Genomic DNA, 15,853 nt, shown 5'->3' with positions numbered 1-15,853 from the left:
CAGCATCCCAGCGCGAACCCGGCAGGGCAGCGCCTCAAGAACCCGCGCCCCCGGGCTCACGGCACGACCTACCAGGCCACAGCATCCCAGCGCGAACCCGGCAGGGCAGCGCCTCAAGAACCCGCGCCCCCGGGCTCACGGCACGACCTACCAGGCCACAGCATCCCAGCGCGAATCCAGCGGGGCAGCGCCTCAAGAACCCGCTCGGACCGACCCCGAGGCCAAGACCGAACCGGCAGCCCGGCGACCAACCAAGCGCACGATCGCCGTCCCGGCCGACAATCACCCCAACGGAATCCGGCTCTCGTGCCAGACTGAGCGAATGCGTTTTCCCGCCATGGTGGCGATCCTGGGGCTTTCCGCGGCGTTGGTCAGCGGGTGCGGTTCTTCCTCCGCCGAGGGACATCGGCCGGAAGGAGCGGGCGTGACGATCCGCGTTCCCGCCGACGCGCCCACTATCTCCGCCGCCGTTTCCCTGGCACAGTCCGGAGATCTCGTGCTCGTCGCGCCGGGCGAGTACCACGAAACGGTGAAGATCACGACGCCGAAGGTGACGCTGCGCGGCGAAGTGCGGGAGCAGGTGGTGGTCGACGGGCAACTGAAGCGGGACAACGGCATCGTCGTGTCCGCGCCGGGCGTCGCGGTGGAGAATCTGACCGTCCGGAATCACACGCAGAACGGCGTCCTCGTCACGGGTTCGGTCAAGGCCGCCGTCGGGCTGCCGGGGCACGGCGGCGGGTACGACACCGGCGACGAGCCGATCAGTTTCCTCAGCTCGTTCCTGGTCTCGCACGTCACCGCCACGCGCAACGGCCTCTACGGAATCTATGCGTTTTCCGCACAGAACGGGGTGATCGAGCAGTCTTACACGTCCGGCGGCGCTGATTCCGGAATCTATGTCGGCCAGTGCAAACCGTGCCGGACGGTCGTGCGGGACAACGTCGCGGAGCTCAACGCGGTCGGCTACGAGGGCACGAACGCGAGCGGCGAGATGTACGTCGTCGGCAATCGGTTCAGCGGGAACCGGGTCGGGCTGACCGCCAACTCCGACCACCAGGAGAAGCTGCTGCCGCAGCAGGATTCCGTGCTCGCCGGGAATCTGGTGGCCGCCAACGGGCAGGCGGCGACGCCGGAGCAGGCCGACGGCGGCTGGGGCATCGGGATCGGCATCGACGGCGGCAGCGCAAACCAGGTGCTGCGCAACCGGATCGCCGGGAATCCGAACGCCGGGCTCGTGCTCACCGCGACCCAGGACGTGCCGCCGAAGGGCAACCAGATCCTCGGCGACGTCTTCGCGATGAACGGCCTCGACGTCGGCTGGACATTCCCCGGCGCGACCAAGGGCAGCGGAAACTGTGTTGATTCCGGGGCGCTGCACACGATTCCGGAGGGGTTGGCAGCGAGCGCCGCCTGTCCCGCGGCGGCGGACTCCCCGTCGGGCAGCTGGACCAGGGCGAAACCGCCCGCGGGCATTCCGTTCACCGAGGTCGCGGCACCGCCGCTGCAGCCGCAATTTCCAGCCGCAAGCACGGCGGGTCCCACGGTTGTCCCGGCCGTGCCGGAGTTTCCGGACGTCGCGAAAATCCAGGTGCCCGGCGCGTCGTTGCTGACGGACCGGGCTTCGGTGGCAGCCGCCTAAGGGCTGTCTCGCAATTCGTGGTGTTGTCGATGGGGTTGTGGTCAGTTGGCGAGGGGGATGTTGCGCAGATGCGCGATGCCGGACGCCGTGACGGCGAGCGTGCTCCCCGAGTGCCTCCCACATCCCTCGGCAATGGGCAGGCGACAAACTCGGTCAGCCTCGGTGCCACGACCCGGGCGACATCCTCAGCCGAACAGAATCGCCCGTGGACGTCCGCCGGCGCGGCGCGCCACACCACGCAGATCGGTCAGCTGTTTCAAGTGCATTTCGGCTTCAGCGCGCCGTGCCGAGGGAGACGCGGAGCACGGGTTCGCCGTTGCCGTCGTACTCGCCGGTGGGCTCGAAGCCGAGCCGTTCGTAGAAGCCGCCCGGGTTGCCGTCGCCGAGGGCATGGCTGGTCAGCAGTTCCGTCGCGCCCGCGTCCCGGACGACGGCCATGACCTGGCGCACGGCTTGAGCGCCGTAGCCGCGGCCCTGGCAGCGGTGGTCGATCAGGAGCTTCCAAAGGAACCACGGCCCGATCAGGTCCGGCGGTCTCGGCTCGATGTTCCAGCTCACCATGACGAACCCGACCGGCTCGTCGCGGGCGTAGATCGCCCGGTACCAGCCCTTCGCCTCGGGGAACTTCGCCGCGTCGGCCAATGCCCGGCGCACCGACCCGACGAACCGCTCCTGCTCCGGCGGCAACCGTAACGCGAGCACCGCGTCACGGTTTTCGTCGACGATCTCGCGCAGGCACACGACCACGGCGACCAGAGTAACCTTCGGCGGCCGTGCTGGGAGATCGTCGCCGCGCCGTCGTCCTGGGCGTAGTTCAAGCCGTTCCGGACCGCGATCAGGCCCGGGACCGCTCTCTTGACCCCGTGGGGGCCGCTGACCGACCCGATAGTCGATCACGGTGGCGTGGTGCAGTGATCACGGCGTCTCGGCCGGAGCGGAGTGCCCCGTTCACCGGGCTGGAGCCGGGCCAGTTCCGCAAGCTGGCACGGCCGCTCGCGACGCGCGGCGGAGACGACATCGCCGGCGGACGGCCGGGCCGGCAGTGAGCGTTGCCGCTGACAGACCGGATGCCGGCGACCTAGTGGCGGACGAACCTGACGACGCGTCAGATCGGGCCGTTGTTCAGGGTGTCGCATTCGGCGGCGCATAGGGTGATCGACACGATCCGGCCGCTGCCGGCGCTGGCCCCGGTCCGGAAGCGACGGGTGGATGCGGTCGCGATCGGGGAGGAACTCAACGCGACTCACCGCACGATCCGCGCTCGCATCGAGCACGACCTGGCCCGGATGCAGAACTTCACGATCCTCCGCGACTGCCACCGCGCGGGAAGCACGCTCGCCGACACCGCGTCCGGCATCGCGCACTCGCACAACATCCTCCTTACCGACTGACCGCAACACCAACCACACCAAGAGTTACGAGAAAACTCTTAGGCGCCGATCGCGCTGCCGCCGACCGGTCGCTCACCACCGCACCCCCGCCGACAGATCGGGTCTCACTAGCCGCTTCCTGAGGAAATGTCAGCGACCAGACGGCACCGCAATGAATTCATGCGTGTCGAAATCAATAACCACCGGATTCCTTTCCCCCGGGACCGAAGTCCGCACCCGGTACATCACCCCGTCCGCGTCGAGCCAGTACCGGACGGATTCCGCGCTGCCCGGCCGTTCCCGGGAATCCGGGCCGGTGAAGACGTCGACGGCGTGGCCGTTCACCTGATCGGCCGCTACCCGTTCGGCGCCGTTCTGCGGCAGCAATTGCGCGTTGTCCGGGCGGTCGCTGCCGAGCCCGAGAAGAATGGCCAGCGCCCGGTCCAACGTGCCCGCTTCCGGATTGAGCGGACGGCCGACCCAGCCGTCGACGGGCGGGTTTGCCGGGGGCAGATCGGGGACCACGGGCAGCTGGCGGAGTTCGACGCGGGTGGCGGTCCACCGGATCAGACCATTGCCGGAGTCATTGCGCCCCTTGCCTTTCAGCACTCCGTAACCGCTCTTGGCGCGGTAATCGGCCGAACCGGTGATCACGAGTTCTCCAGCCGCGCCGGGGACACTGATCGTCACCGCGCGGCCTTGTTTCTGGTAATTGCGGAATCGCGCGATCGCGAGCCGGCTCGCCTCGTCCGCGGTGACCGCTCTCGGGCCGGAATCGGGGGAACTGGCGGCGACATACGAGAATATTCCAGCGATCACCGCGACCGTCACCGCGAAAGCGACGACGATCCAGCGGCGCGCGATCCGTTGGGCAAGCACAGCGAGTGACCGTAGCAGGGATTTCGATTCACCCGGTCCGTTTATCCCGCTGCCGTACCCGGAAAGGTCGTTTTCTGGTTCACTGTTACGCACTTTGCGGCACGCCGCGCGACTATTCCGCGCAGAGAACGGAGATCCCGCAGTCATGAACCGAGGTGGCAGAAGACCCAGTGGCAGATTCCGGCTGGCGCGAGTGGCCGCCGCTGCCCTGATACTGGGCGGCAGCGCGATGACGGTCACCTCCGGCACCGCGGGGGCCGCGCAGGACGGCACATTGACCGTCCAAGTGCTCCGCGATTTCTTCGGCACCGGCATCGTCAACGCCACCATGGACACCCCGCAACCGGGCATGTCGGTGCTGGTCACCGACCCCGCCGGGCATCAGGTGCGCGGGCGCACGGACGCGGCGGGCAAGGTCGTGGTGGACCCGGCCGCGCCGCTCGCCGGCGGGCGGTACCGCGTCGACGTTTCGGTTCCGGAGCCGTATCGCGCGTATCTGCAAGCCGCGCCCGCGTCCACGGAGAAAAACCACTTCGACAGTTTCACGACGTTCGTCGATCTGCGCGAGGCCAAGGACGTTTCAGTGATCACCGGCGTCTGGAACCCGGCCGACCACACGCTTCCCGACGCCCGCTATTACGTGCCGGTGCAAAGCCCGGCGGTGAACAGCGACGGCACCGCACCCGATCCGAACAGCCGCGCGCTGGTCGCCTTCGACCGCAATCTCCGCGGCACCTGCCCGACCGATTCGGCCTGCCCGACTGTGCTGAACACGCAAGCCCAGGTCGGCACGACGTGGGGCTTGGCGTACGACAAATACCGCGGCCGCATTTTCCAGTCGGCGTTCGCGAAACGCTTCACCACCTACGGTCCCGAAGGCGGCGGCGCGATTTACACGACGCCCCTGGGCGGCGGCGCGCCCAAACTGTTCGCGAAGGTGCCTGCCGCCGAGATCACCGCCCACGGCGCAGTGGACATGCGCAAGGACGAGCATTTCGTGGACGTGCCAGGAAAGGAAAGCCTCGGGGGGATCGCGCTCGCTGAGGACGGCAAGACGCTGTACGCGATAAGCCTCGTGACCCGGAACCTGCTCAGTTTCGACGCGACCGGAGACACCGCGAAGATCGAAAAGCAGACGCCGATCCCGATGCCGGAATGCGCGAGCCCGGACGATTGGCGGCCGTTCGCGGTCGCGGCGCACGACGCGAAACTGTACGTCGGCGGCGTCTGCTCGGCGGAAAGCACCAAGCGGCGCGAAGACCTGAAGGCCGTGGTCTACACCTACGACGGCACGAAGTTCACGCCGGTGGTCGAGCACCGCCTCGACTATCTCCGCGGCAACGTCATCGCGGGCTTCCAGGACGAGGACATGGACCACTGGAACCCGTGGGACACCTCGTTCGCCTCGTGGGACAAGTTCATCAAGCACGGGCCCGGGATCAACCCGCAGCCGGAGCTGGCGAGCCTGGCGTTCGCCCGCGACGGCTCGATGATCCTCGGCTTCCGCGACCGGTTCATGGACGTCTTCGGCTCCGGCATCGACCCTCGGCCCGGCCACAACGGGGTCGCGACCGGCATGTCCGGCGGCGACATCACCATGGCGTGCGCGGCGCCCGGCGGCGGATACGACTGGGAGGGCACCGGGGCCTGCCCGAACCACGGCACGCCCGCGACGAACGGCCACGAACCGGCGGGCACGGTCGAATACTTCCACGGCGACTTCTACGACCCCAACCGCTCCGGCAACGGCCTGCACCAGGAGGCCGCGCAAGGTTCGGTCGCCTACATTCCGCAGCAGCAGTGGGTGATCAGCACCCAGCTCGACCCCGCGCAGTACGTCAGCTCCGACGGCGTCGGCTACTACGACGTCGACACCGGCATCGGGCCGGGGCAGGACAATCCGAAGCACGGGTACGCGTTCGTCGGCCCGGCGAACAGCTTCGGCAAGGCGGGCGGGCTCGGCGACATCGCCTACCAGGCGGCGAACGCGCCGATCCAGATCGGCAACCTCGTCTGGTTCGACGGCGACCACAACGGCGTCCAGGACCCGAACCGCACGGACGAGGTCCCGCTCGCCAAGGCGACGGTCAACCTGCTCGACGTCGACGGCAAGAAGGTCGCCACCACGCAGACCGACAAGGCGGGCGAGTACTACTTCGGCGGCGTCGGCGCGGAGTACCAGCTGAAGCCGGGCGAGAAGTACACCGTGCAGTTCGACGTCTGCACCGCGGCCACGGACAACGTGCCCGGGACGCCGCCCGCGACCGACCTGCGGTTCACGCTCCCCACTGCCGGTCCGGACCGGGCGCACGATTCGAACGTCGTGCCGCCCAAGACCGGACGGCTTTGCAACGGCTACGCGCCGGTGACCGCTCCCGCCCAGGCGGGCGGGGTCGACCACACCATCGACGCCGGCGTCTACCTGCCTGCGCCGCCCGGCCCGCCCCCGTCGTCCGCTCCCCCGGCGACCGGCCCGAACCCGGCTCCTCCGGCGGCCCATCCGCCCGCTTCGGGCGCGACGGACACCGATTCCCTTGCCTCCACCGGGATTCCGCTGCTGCCGCTGCTGCTGATCCTCGGCGGCGCCCTCCTCGCCGGAGGCACGGCCTTCCTGGTGGCGAGCCGGAGAAGGCGGTTCAGGCGGCAGTGACCGCCGCGGTGATCGAGGTCCGCGACAGGCGGGCCTCGATCACCGCGTCAGCCACTCCGCGAGATCGGCCACCACCGCCGGGTCGACGTGCTGCGGCCGCTGGTAACTGTCCGGTGTGGACGGACCGGCGCCGGGAAAGAACTCGTGGTCGTCCGCCGGATAGACACGAAAGTCGACCGCCGGTCCGGCCAGTCCGTTCCGCCATCGGGACAGGTCGTCCTCGACGGTGACCTGATAATCCCGGCCGCCCTGCAGGAGAAACATCGGCACCGCCAGCGATGCGGCGGTCGCGACCGGGTCGTACTCGCGCAGTTCCAGCCAGTACGACCCGGGATAGCCGAACAACAACCCGTCCCCCGGCGCCGACGGCGACAACGCCGGATCAGCGACCGCCGCGGCCTGCCGGGTGATCGGCTCCACGAGCGCCTCGACCTTGGCGTCCACAGCAGCCAGATACCGGACCACCCGAACAGCGGCCTCCTGCATCGGCTCGGCATCGGCAGCCAGAAGAACCAGCCCCGCGACCGACGGCTCGGCGATCGCCACCAGCGGCGCGACCTTCCCGCCCATGCTGTGCCCGGCCACGAAGACCCGCGCAGCATCAACGTTGTCCTGCGACTGCAAAAGCCGGACGGCCGCGGCGGCATACGGCACGTATTCCGCGGACATCGTGAAGCCGGGCGCGGTCGCGAGCTCGGGATGGGCGTGCGTCACCTTGTCGAAGCGCAGCACCGCCACACCCCGGGAAGCCAAGCCCCACGCGAGATCCTTGAGCGGCTTGTTCGGCCCGGCCGTCTCGTCGCGGTCGAAGATCCCGCCGCCGCTGAGCAACACCACGCCGGGCCACGGCCCCTCTCCTCGCGGCACGGTCAGCGTTCCCGGCACCGAATGCGGCTCCGCGGAAAGAACGACGTCCCGTTCACCGAACATCGTTTCATCCACATAGGACGGTTTGGTCCACCCCGTGGCGGCAGCAAGCCGAAGCCCGGCAACGGTTCCCGTCGCATCAACCGACATCACCACGAGAAACGCGCCCCGGGAGCAGACGACCGGCACCTGAACCCGCGTGAGCCCAGGCCCCGCGGGCTCGGCAACCGGTTCGCCCAGCGCGGTCACCGGACCGTGCTCGCCGATCTGCGCGGCCCACCCGGCTTCCAGCGCCGCAGCGGACACCGCCGCCCGCAACTCCGGCGAGAACCGGGTCGCGATCTCCCCGAACCGCCCGTCTCGTGCCTGCTCGACGACAGCTGTCGCCACCCCGCTCGCATTCATCCCGACCCCCATCATTCTCATGTTATGCGAATGGTAACACTGTGTGAGAACATTTGGGAGTGGACGTGTTGACTCTGCTAGGACATCCAGTACGGCTGCGGATCGTGCACGCGCTGCGCGGCGACCGGACGCTCACCACGGCGCAACTGGGCGCGCTGCTCCCGGACGTCTCGAAGGCGACGGTCTACCGGCACGTCGACCTCCTCGCCGACGGCGGCATCCTCGAGGTGGCCGACGAGCAACGCGTGCGCGGCGCGGTCGAGCGCACCTACCGGCTGCGCAAGGAAAACGCTTCGATCGGCCAAGACGCGATCGCCGAACTGACCCCGGACGACCACCGGCGCGGATTCGCGGCCGCCACTGCCGCGCTGGTCGCCGAGTTCGACGCTTACCTCAGCCGGGACCAGGCGAATCCGGTCGAGGATCTCGTCGGCTACCGGCAGCACGCCGTCTGGCTGGACCGCGACGAACTGCTCGCGATGATCGACGGGATGCGGAAAGCCATCGCGCCCATGCTCGGCAACGAGCCCGCCCCAGGGCGCAGGCGCTACCTGCTCAGCCCGATCCTCTTCCCCAGCGAAGACTGAAACCCCCGCCCGGCGCGAGGCCGGACGGGGGTTTCAGCGGCACCAGAGATCAGGCCAGCGCGCGCAGCCGCGGCAGCACGTCCTCGGCGAACTGCGACAGGTAGCGCTCCTGGTCGTGGCCGGGGCCGTGGAAGACCAGGTGGTTCAGGCCCGCGTCGAGGTACGGCTTGATCTGCGCGACCGCCTCGTCCGGGTCGGAGGCGACGATCCACCGCTTCGCGACCTGCTCGATCGGCAGCTCGTCGGCCAGCCGCTCCATCTCCTCCGCAGACGAGACGGTGTGCTTCTGCTCCGCGCTCAACGACAACGGAGCCCAGAACCGGGTGTTGGCCAGCGCCTTCTCCGGATCCCGGTCGTAGGACATCTTGATCTCGATCATCCGGTCCACGCCGGACGCGTCGCGCTCAGCGGCGGCCGCGCCTTCGGCCATCGCCGGCATCAGCTTGTCGGTGTAGAGCTCCATGCCCTTGCCGGACGTGCAGATCATCCCGTCGCCCGCGCGGCCCGCGTACTTCGCCACGACCGGGCCGCCCGCCGCGATGTACACCGGCACCGGACGCTCCGGCCGGTCGTAGATCTTCGCGTTGACCAGCTGGTAGTAGTCGCCCTCGAAGTCGACGCTGTCCTTGCTCCACAACTCGCGCATCAACCGCACCGACTCGCGCAGCCGCGCGAACCGCTCCTTGAACTCCGGCCATTCCCGGCCCGACACCGCGATCTCGTTCAGCGCCTCGCCGGTGCCCGCGCCCAGGATCACGCGGTCGTTCGACAGCAATGCCATCGTCGCGAACGCCTGCGCGATCACCGCCGGGTTGTACCGGAATGTCGGCGTCAGCACGCTGGTCCCGATCAGCACCCGGCTGGTCCGCTCCGCCACCGCCGGCATCCACGCCAGCGCCCACGGCGCGTGCCCGCCCTCGTGCCGCCACGGCAGGAAATGGTCCGACACCCACACCGAGTCCAGCCCCAGCTCCTCGGCCCGCACCGCGAACTCCACCAGCTCGCGAGGCCCGAACTGTTCCGCCGACGCCTTGTACCCGACCTTCAGCTCCACGATCGCCCTTCCCCGTCCGCATGAACCACGCAGGATTCCGTGGCACCGTCAACCGTACCCGGATGGGCCTTGCGGAGACGGGTGTGCTGTCGATCACTAACCGGGCTAGTACGTCGCGTTCATCAGCGCGAGCGCCGCGGCCTGGCAGCCCGGGCCTTTCTCCGCGGCGGAGGACCACGAACGCGAGTACTGGTCGAAGTCGTTTCGCGAGCGGGCGTAGGCGGAATCCGCTTGCCTGGCCAGGAAATCCCGGTACGGCGCGTCGGGCGTCGCGGCGTCCAGTTCGGACAGACCGCGGACGAGTCCGGCTTTGAAGTACGACCCGTCGTCGCTGCAGCTGCTGCCCTCGCCGGGGTCGTGGACGATGCCGTCGGAGCCAGTGAAGAACGACCCGGTGCGCGTCGTCGAGTCGGCGACCGAACGGGCGGTGCCGATCAGGCCCTGGTCGCCGGTCACCTTGGACAGCGCGGTGAGGCCGGAGACGAATACTCCCTGGTTGTAGGTGTAGCGCTGGCCGACCGCGGCGCAGCTGGCGCCGTCGATGCCGTCCACCACCAGGCCGTCGGAGCCGATGAGCCCCTTGCCGCGGAACCAATCCCAGCCCTGCTGCGCCCGTGTCCGGTAAGTCGCGTCGCCGGTGCGGTCGGCGATGGTGGCGTTGACCTGGATGTAGAGGCTGTTGGAGATGGATGCCTTGTAGGTCAGGCCTTCTTTCCACCGGAGGCCGCCGCCGCAGTCGCCGGTCCAGAAGGTCTGCATGTGGTCGGCGTCGGCTTTGGCGGTGGCGAGGTAGCGCTGCTGGCCGGTGCGGTCGTAGGCGTCGAGCCACGCCATCGCCCACCAGCCGGTGTCGTCGGAGAACTCGTTGCGGAACTGGCCGCGGCCCGCGTTGACGTTCTTGTCGTACGTCGTAGCCATCGCGTAGTCGTAGCTGGCCATCCGGCTGACCGACGCGTTGCGGATCACCGCGGCCAGCGACACCGCGCTCCCCCAGCCGCCGCCGTTGCGGAAGTAGCCGGTGCCGTTGTCGTAGAGCGCCATCAACGCGGTCGCCGCCGCTTGCGCACGGTTCCCCGCGTTCCAGCGAGTGCGAGCCCAAGGCGTGCAAGCGATCCGGCCGGTGTCGACCGCGCTGCCGCACGCGCGCAGGGCCCCGACGCCGCGATTGTTCCAGTCGTCGTTGTTGTACATCTGGGTGCGCCAGCCGCCGACGCCGGACGGCGCGGTGGTCAGGCCCAGCTGTGCGCCGCCGTCCCAGGTCGCGCCGCCGTCGAAGGAGCGGTCGAGCCACACCTGGTCGCCCGGGCGCGAGTGGTCGACGACCGCCCAGCCCATCGGGTCGCCGTCGGCGAAGTGCAACTGGAGGACGCGGTCGTCGAGCGGCGCGGTGACCGCGATCCGGTCGCTGGACGCCTGGTCGGCGGCACGATCGTCGCAGTATTTGTTGCACACCACGATATTCGCCGCGGGTTCGGCCGGTTTCGCCTGGACCGACACCAGCGCCGACATCGTTGTCAAGACCGCTGTGAGCATGACCCGCACCGCTGCCTCCTCGGATCCCCGCCCTGTCCCCAGAACGAAGATCCCCGCGAAGCGCGGTGCGGGTCAACGAATGACAAAGACTTGGCGCGCGAATAGGCCGGATGCCTTGCGCGCCGGGCTACTGCGCGCCCATGCCTTCGAGGTCTCCGAACTCGACGACCTGGCGGACCTCGACCTCGATCTCGTCGAACAGATCCGCGTACTGCCGCGCGTACTCCACCGCCTGTGCCCGGTCCGCGGCGTTGACCAGGGCGAACCCGCCGATGACCTCCTTGGTCTCGGTGAACGGCCCGTCCGTCGCGGCCGGGGTCGCGCCGCGCGGCTTGCGGACGATCGCGCCCTTCTCCGACGGGTGCACGCCCTCGGCGGTGATCAGGATGCCGCGCTCGGTCCAGTCCTGGATGAAGGCGCCCATCTTCGCCATGAACTCGGGGCTCGGGTTCCAGGCCTCGGGGGCGCTCTCGTCAAGCCGGTGCATCATCAGGAAACGCATTGCCCGCTCCTCGGGGTCTGTGGCTGGTTTCGTCCAGCCGGCACATCCTCGTCGAACGGACTAGCGCGACATCGACAACTCGCCGAGTTTTCTTTCAGCAGCGATGCGACGGTGACCTTCGCGGCCGGGCGACCCAGCCCGCGACGCCCGCGGCGAGGGTCACCGACGTGATCGCGACGCCCGCGATCGGGCTGTCCATCAGCACGAGCCCGGTGAGGAACGCGGTCCCGGCGAGGAGGAGCAACGCCATCCGGAGCGTGGACGCCCAGGCGACGACGAAATCCGCGGCCCGGGAGGTCCAGGGGTCGCGAGTGTCGGGCTTGCGGTGGCGGCCGTGCTCGCGACGGGCAAGGACCCGATGCGCGGAGTCGACCATCTCGTCCCGGGTGGCGACCCGGCGGGGCGGACGGGAGAAGGGATCCCAGTCGACCACCACGCGAACCCGGCTGGGGTGCTCGGGATCGGGGTGGTGGGGGTCGGAGGGGCTGGATGGTTCGGGTGGGTCGGCTGTGTTGGCGGCGGTGGTGTCGGTTTGATCGGCGGAACCTGCTGCGTTGGTGCTCGCGGCGGCGATCGGGATCGCATCGACCGACCGAGCTGGCTCACTTGCTGCTGTGTTGGTCACGGCCGAATCGGCTCGACCGGAGGAACCTGCTGCGTTGGCACCCGCGGTTGCATCGCATGACCGGACCGACTCGGTTGCAATGCTTGCGGCCGTTCTGGCAGCGGCCGCATCGGCGCCCGCGGCGGCGATCGGGACCACATCGCCCGACCAGGCCGACTCAGTTGCCGCTGAGTTGGTGGCGACCGCATCGCCATGATCGGCAGAACCTGCCGAGTCGGCACCCGCGGCTGCATCACATGACCGGGTCGGCTCGGTTGCGCTGGCTTTCGCCGCAGCGCTTCCGACCGCGTCGGTCGCGGCCCCATTGCCGGACAAGGCGCGGCCGGCTGAGTTCGCCTCCGCCGACGAGGGCGTGGCCGCGTTGCTTGAGACTGCTTCCGGCGCAGCCTCAACAGTTGCGTCCGCCTTCGCATCGCCCGGCTTGACCACGTCGGCAGGCCGCGTCGACCTCTCCGGCTTCGCCGCGCCGCGCGGTCGCGAACCTGGCTCCGGTTCGCGCTCGCGATCCAGCCGCTGCGGCTGGGGCGCCCGGACCAGCACCGCTTCTTTGTCCGGTTCGGGCGGCTCGCCGGTCTGGCGCGGCTGCCCGGTTCGGAGCGGCTGGTCGGCGAGGCAGGGAACCACCGTCATGAGGTCGTCATCCCTTTCTCTTCCGGCCGGCGGACCGGTTCCGACGGCTCTCCGGACCCCGGCCGTTCGTGCGGTGCGGGCCCCGGATGGGCTCATCCTGGCGAAGACGGTGCGTCACCGACCAGTTCTACTGGCAGTGTCGCGGTGAACGGTCCCTCAGCGTCGCCCAACGGTTCGAGTGACGGTTTTCGCTACTCTTCGCTGTCACCGATTCGACACCCGGCGGACACTCCCGCGCCGGCTTGTCCAGACCTCTTGACACATCCGCGAACTGCGAAGAACCGGCGCTGACACGGGAAGATGCACGTTCATCCGCACATTCGCCAGGTGGAGAAACTCGAGTTCGCCAGAGACGGACGCCCGACAGTGCTACACAGAGTGTCACAGCGAGTCGGTTTATTGAGCGGTCAACCGTCACCCACACGAGTGACACGGAGAGTGATCATCGAGCGTAAGCAACGCTCGGCAAACCGGCCCGGATGGAGGTACCCGCCGGAGACGAGGCACACGGACAGGTGCATTCGAGGCGAGTTCGCGCATCCTTGCCGTTCCCTCAAGACGGCGGCTACTGTTCAAGAGGTAAGCCTTACCTAACTGAATCGGGACCACCATGCCGACCCTCCCCCAGCGCCGCACGCCCGACACCAGACGGCCGCTCCGGGCCTCCGTGCTGCGCGCCGAGCGGACGTCCACCCATTTCGTGACCCTCACCGTCGGCGGGGAGGACCTCGAGGACTTCGCGCCGCTCGGATTCGATCAATGGTGCCGGCTGTTCTTCCCGCGCGAGGGTCAGCGCGAGCTGCGCCTCCCCACCGCTTCGAGCAATCGCTGGCTCGCGCAGCACATGCTCATGAGCAGCGCGTCCAGGCCGTGGGTCCGGAACTACACGATCCGCGCGACGCGGCCCGGCGAAGTGGACATCGAGTTCGCGGTGCACGGCGACGGCGGCCCGGCGTCGAGGTTCGCGGAGAACGCGCGGCCGGGCGACGAGGTCGGGATTCTCGACGAGGGAATCACTTATCTGCCGCCGGAAGGCGTGCGGCAGCTTCTTCTCGCCGACGAGAGCGCGATTCCGGCGGCGCTGGCGATCCTGGAGTCGTCACCGGACCTGCGGGCCACGGTATTGCTGGAGGTCGGTGCCCGGGACGACATCCACGCGGTCGACGTGCCACTCGGCGCCGATGTCCAATGGCTCGTTCGCGAGGACGACCGGCTGCCCGGCCGGCTCGCGCTCGACGTCCTAGCCCAGCTCGATCTGTCCGATCCGCCGGGCTACACGTGGGTCGCCGGCGAAAGCGGGCTGGCCACCGGCGCGCGGCGGTTTCTCACGCGGGAGCGCGGGGTGCCGAAGCAGGCGATCGCGTTCCAGGGGTACTGGAAACACGGCCGCGCCGCACTGGGGTGACGCCGTCAGAACAGCCGTCCAGCGTCGTCGGCGGGCGGCTCCTCCAACTGCAGCAGGAACCGTTTCCGGTCGACGCCGCCCGCGTAACCGGTAAGGCCGCCGCTGCTGCCGACCACTCGGTGACAGGGCACGACGATGCTCAGCGGATTCCAGCCGTTCGCGTTGCCGACCGCCTGAGCCGCGCCGGGTTCGCCCAGTTCGACGGCCAGGTCGCGGTACGTGCGGGTCTCGCCGTAGGGGATGCGGGTCAGCAGCTGCCACACGCGGCGTTCGAAATCGGATCCGCGCAGGTCGAGTTCGAGGTCGAAAGTCTGCCGCTGGCCGGCGAAGTATTCGTCGAGCTGCTGGGTCACAGCGGCGAAACCGTCGTCGGCGCGCGGGCCTAAGTCGGGGAAGCGCGGGGTCCGGCTGTGGCCGTCGAAGTAGACGGCGACCAGCGCGCTGCCGTCGGCGACCAGGGTGAGGTCGCCGACCGGGGACGCGGCGACGGTGTGCCGGAAGGTCATCTTCTCCTCCGTGATCGGTGCCACGGAACGGTATCCGGCCGGGTCGCGCGTGAGAGCATCGCCGTCCATGGACGACGGTTTCGCCGACATTCCGACCACGACGCTCGCCGACCTGCTCGGCCGCGGCCAGGTGCTCGACTACGGCGTGCGCCCCTTGTGGGGGCCGGTGCCGCGGATCGCCGGGCCCGCGTACCCGGTGCGCTGCCCGCCGGGCGACAACCTGATGCTGCACGCGGCCATCCACCGCGCGCCCGCCGGAGCGGTGATCGTCGCGGAGTCCGGCGACGTCGACTACGCGCTGGCCGGCGGGAACGTCTGCGCGACTGCTCAGCGACACGGCATCGCGGGCTTTGTCCTGGACGGCGTGATCCGCGACCTTTCGGAGGTTCGCGAGGCTCGTTTTCCGGTGTTCGCGCGCGGCGTGATCCCGATTCCCGGCACGAAGGCCGCGGTGACGCCGCTGGGCGAGCCCGCGCGGTGCGGCGGGGTGACGGTGCATGCCGGGGACATCGTCGTGGCGGACGAAGAAGGCGTGGTCGTGGTGCCCGGACCTGACGCGGCGCAGGTGCTGGTGGACGCGCGGGCGAAGCTGGCCAAGGAGGAGGCGCAGACGCTCGACGAATGGGCGGAGGCGCACCGGGCGAAGGTGGACGCGGCTCTGGAGGCCGGCGGGTTTCGCGGCTGAAGCGACCGTCGCGGGGCGGGGCGTCCGGAGTGCTCGGGCCTCGGCGGGTCTGCGCGAAACAATCGCCGGTGAGGCTGGCGATTGGCCTGGTCCGGGCCGGAGAGTGCAGCAGGCGCCTTGGCGGGCGGACCGACCGGCGTAACCGGGCATCTTGGCGGGCGGACCGGGGTCAGCGGGCTTCTAGGCAGACGGGCGGACCGGCGTCACCACCGCGCCTTGGCAACCGGGCGGACCCGCGCCGTCCGTCCCGCCCGGCGGGGACCCCTTCATCAGCCGAGGGTCTCGGCTGCCGAGCCCTCCGTCCGGTCTATTCCGGCCGGACTGTCCACAAAGGACTCGCTGTCGCCAGTTCGGGGCCGGGTTCCGAGTCGGGCGGGAGGGGGTCGGGGTCGGGCAGCGGACGGTCCGGTCCCGGTGTCACCGGGTCCGGCTCCACCGGGCCGGGCGGGGCGGGCTCGGGCGGGGCGGGCGGCGCGGTCGAGCGGGGGCGAAGCATCGCGGACTCCTTTCACTCCC

Annotated in this window: 13 protein-coding genes and 1 pseudogene; 6 read left to right on the top strand and 8 right to left on the bottom strand. The window is 69.5% G+C overall.

The window, feature by feature from the left end; translation table 11 throughout:
* The first annotated feature begins 322 nt into the window (after positions 1-322).
* Positions 323-1,639, top strand: a complete 1,317-nt coding sequence (locus tag ACFXI3_RS20875) for a nitrous oxide reductase family maturation protein NosD (protein WP_378401404.1) — start codon at positions 323-325, stop codon at positions 1,637-1,639.
* A 273-nt stretch (positions 1,640-1,912) separates the two neighbouring features.
* Here ACFXI3_RS20875 and ACFXI3_RS20870 read toward each other — a convergent pair whose 3' ends face one another.
* On the bottom strand, positions 1,913-2,386 hold the full coding sequence (locus ACFXI3_RS20870; RefSeq protein WP_378401402.1) for a GNAT family N-acetyltransferase: 474 nt from the start codon (positions 2,384-2,386) through the stop codon (positions 1,913-1,915).
* A 164-nt stretch (positions 2,387-2,550) separates the two neighbouring features.
* Here ACFXI3_RS20870 and ACFXI3_RS20865 point away from each other — a divergent pair.
* A pseudogene (locus ACFXI3_RS20865) lies at positions 2,551-3,030 on the top strand (transposase family protein).
* A 129-nt stretch (positions 3,031-3,159) separates the two neighbouring features.
* Here the strand turns inward: ACFXI3_RS20865 and ACFXI3_RS20860 are convergent.
* Positions 3,160-4,128 (bottom strand): hypothetical protein, encoded by a 969-nt coding sequence (locus tag ACFXI3_RS20860; RefSeq protein ID WP_378401400.1) that lies wholly within the window; start codon positions 4,126-4,128, stop codon positions 3,160-3,162.
* On the opposite strand from ACFXI3_RS20860, the gene ACFXI3_RS20855 reads away from it, so the two are divergent.
* A complete protein-coding gene (locus tag ACFXI3_RS20855; RefSeq protein ID WP_378401398.1) occupies positions 4,118-6,538 on the top strand; it encodes an SdrD B-like domain-containing protein in 2,421 nt (806 codons plus the stop codon). The genes ACFXI3_RS20860 and ACFXI3_RS20855 overlap by 11 nt on opposite strands.
* 39 nt (positions 6,539-6,577) lie before the next feature.
* On the opposite strand, the gene ACFXI3_RS20850 is transcribed toward ACFXI3_RS20855, so the two are convergent.
* Complete coding sequence (locus ACFXI3_RS20850) at positions 6,578-7,822, bottom strand: alpha/beta hydrolase family protein (RefSeq protein ID WP_378401396.1); 1,245 nt, start codon at positions 7,820-7,822, stop codon at positions 6,578-6,580.
* A 47-nt stretch (positions 7,823-7,869) separates the two neighbouring features.
* Here ACFXI3_RS20850 and ACFXI3_RS20845 point away from each other — a divergent pair, with 47 nt between their 5' ends.
* Positions 7,870-8,397 carry a helix-turn-helix domain-containing protein gene (locus tag ACFXI3_RS20845; protein ID WP_378401394.1) on the top strand — a complete coding sequence of 176 codons (528 nt, stop codon included), beginning with the start codon at positions 7,870-7,872 and terminating at the stop codon, positions 8,395-8,397.
* Positions 8,398-8,446: 49 nt separating this feature from the next.
* Here ACFXI3_RS20845 and fgd read toward each other — a convergent pair whose 3' ends face one another.
* The 4 genes from fgd to ACFXI3_RS20825 all read right to left on the bottom strand — a co-directional run bounded on the left by fgd (position 8,447) and on the right by ACFXI3_RS20825 (position 12,741).
* Positions 8,447-9,451, bottom strand: a complete 1,005-nt coding sequence (fgd, locus tag ACFXI3_RS20840) for a glucose-6-phosphate dehydrogenase (coenzyme-F420) (protein WP_378401392.1) — start codon at positions 9,449-9,451, stop codon at positions 8,447-8,449.
* A 105-nt stretch (positions 9,452-9,556) separates the two neighbouring features.
* Complete coding sequence (locus ACFXI3_RS20835) at positions 9,557-10,984, bottom strand: glycoside hydrolase family 76 protein (protein ID WP_378401390.1); 1,428 nt, start codon at positions 10,982-10,984, stop codon at positions 9,557-9,559.
* 127 nt (positions 10,985-11,111) lie between these two features.
* Entirely contained in the window at positions 11,112-11,486 is a 375-nt protein-coding gene (locus tag ACFXI3_RS20830; RefSeq protein WP_378401388.1) for a YciI family protein, read from the bottom strand.
* Positions 11,487-11,580: 94 nt separating this feature from the next.
* The gene (locus ACFXI3_RS20825; RefSeq protein ID WP_378401386.1) at positions 11,581-12,741 is read right to left on the bottom strand and encodes a hypothetical protein; all 1,161 of its coding nucleotides are present in this window, start codon (positions 12,739-12,741) and stop codon (positions 11,581-11,583) included.
* Between the two features lie 610 nt (positions 12,742-13,351).
* Between ACFXI3_RS20825 and ACFXI3_RS20820 the strand changes: the two genes are divergently transcribed.
* Entirely contained in the window at positions 13,352-14,146 is a 795-nt protein-coding gene (locus tag ACFXI3_RS20820) for a siderophore-interacting protein (RefSeq protein ID WP_378401384.1), read from the top strand.
* 5 nt (positions 14,147-14,151) lie between these two features.
* Here ACFXI3_RS20820 and ACFXI3_RS20815 read toward each other — a convergent pair whose 3' ends face one another.
* The gene (locus ACFXI3_RS20815; protein WP_378401382.1) at positions 14,152-14,676 is read right to left on the bottom strand and encodes a methylated-DNA--[protein]-cysteine S-methyltransferase; all 525 of its coding nucleotides are present in this window, start codon (positions 14,674-14,676) and stop codon (positions 14,152-14,154) included.
* A gap of 43 nt (positions 14,677-14,719) precedes the next feature.
* On the opposite strand from ACFXI3_RS20815, the gene ACFXI3_RS20810 reads away from it, so the two are divergent.
* The gene (locus ACFXI3_RS20810) at positions 14,720-15,337 is read left to right on the top strand and encodes an RraA family protein (RefSeq protein ID WP_378401380.1); all 618 of its coding nucleotides are present in this window, start codon (positions 14,720-14,722) and stop codon (positions 15,335-15,337) included.
* Positions 15,338-15,853 lie beyond the last annotated feature (516 nt).

Origin of the sequence: Amycolatopsis sp. NPDC059235 (assembly GCF_042754125.1) — a bacterium.
Lineage (GTDB): Bacteria > Actinomycetota > Actinomycetes > Mycobacteriales > Pseudonocardiaceae > Amycolatopsis > Amycolatopsis albidoflava.
The sequence above is the reverse complement of the archived record's forward strand: the minus strand, read 5'-3'. Positions and strand labels throughout refer to the sequence as shown.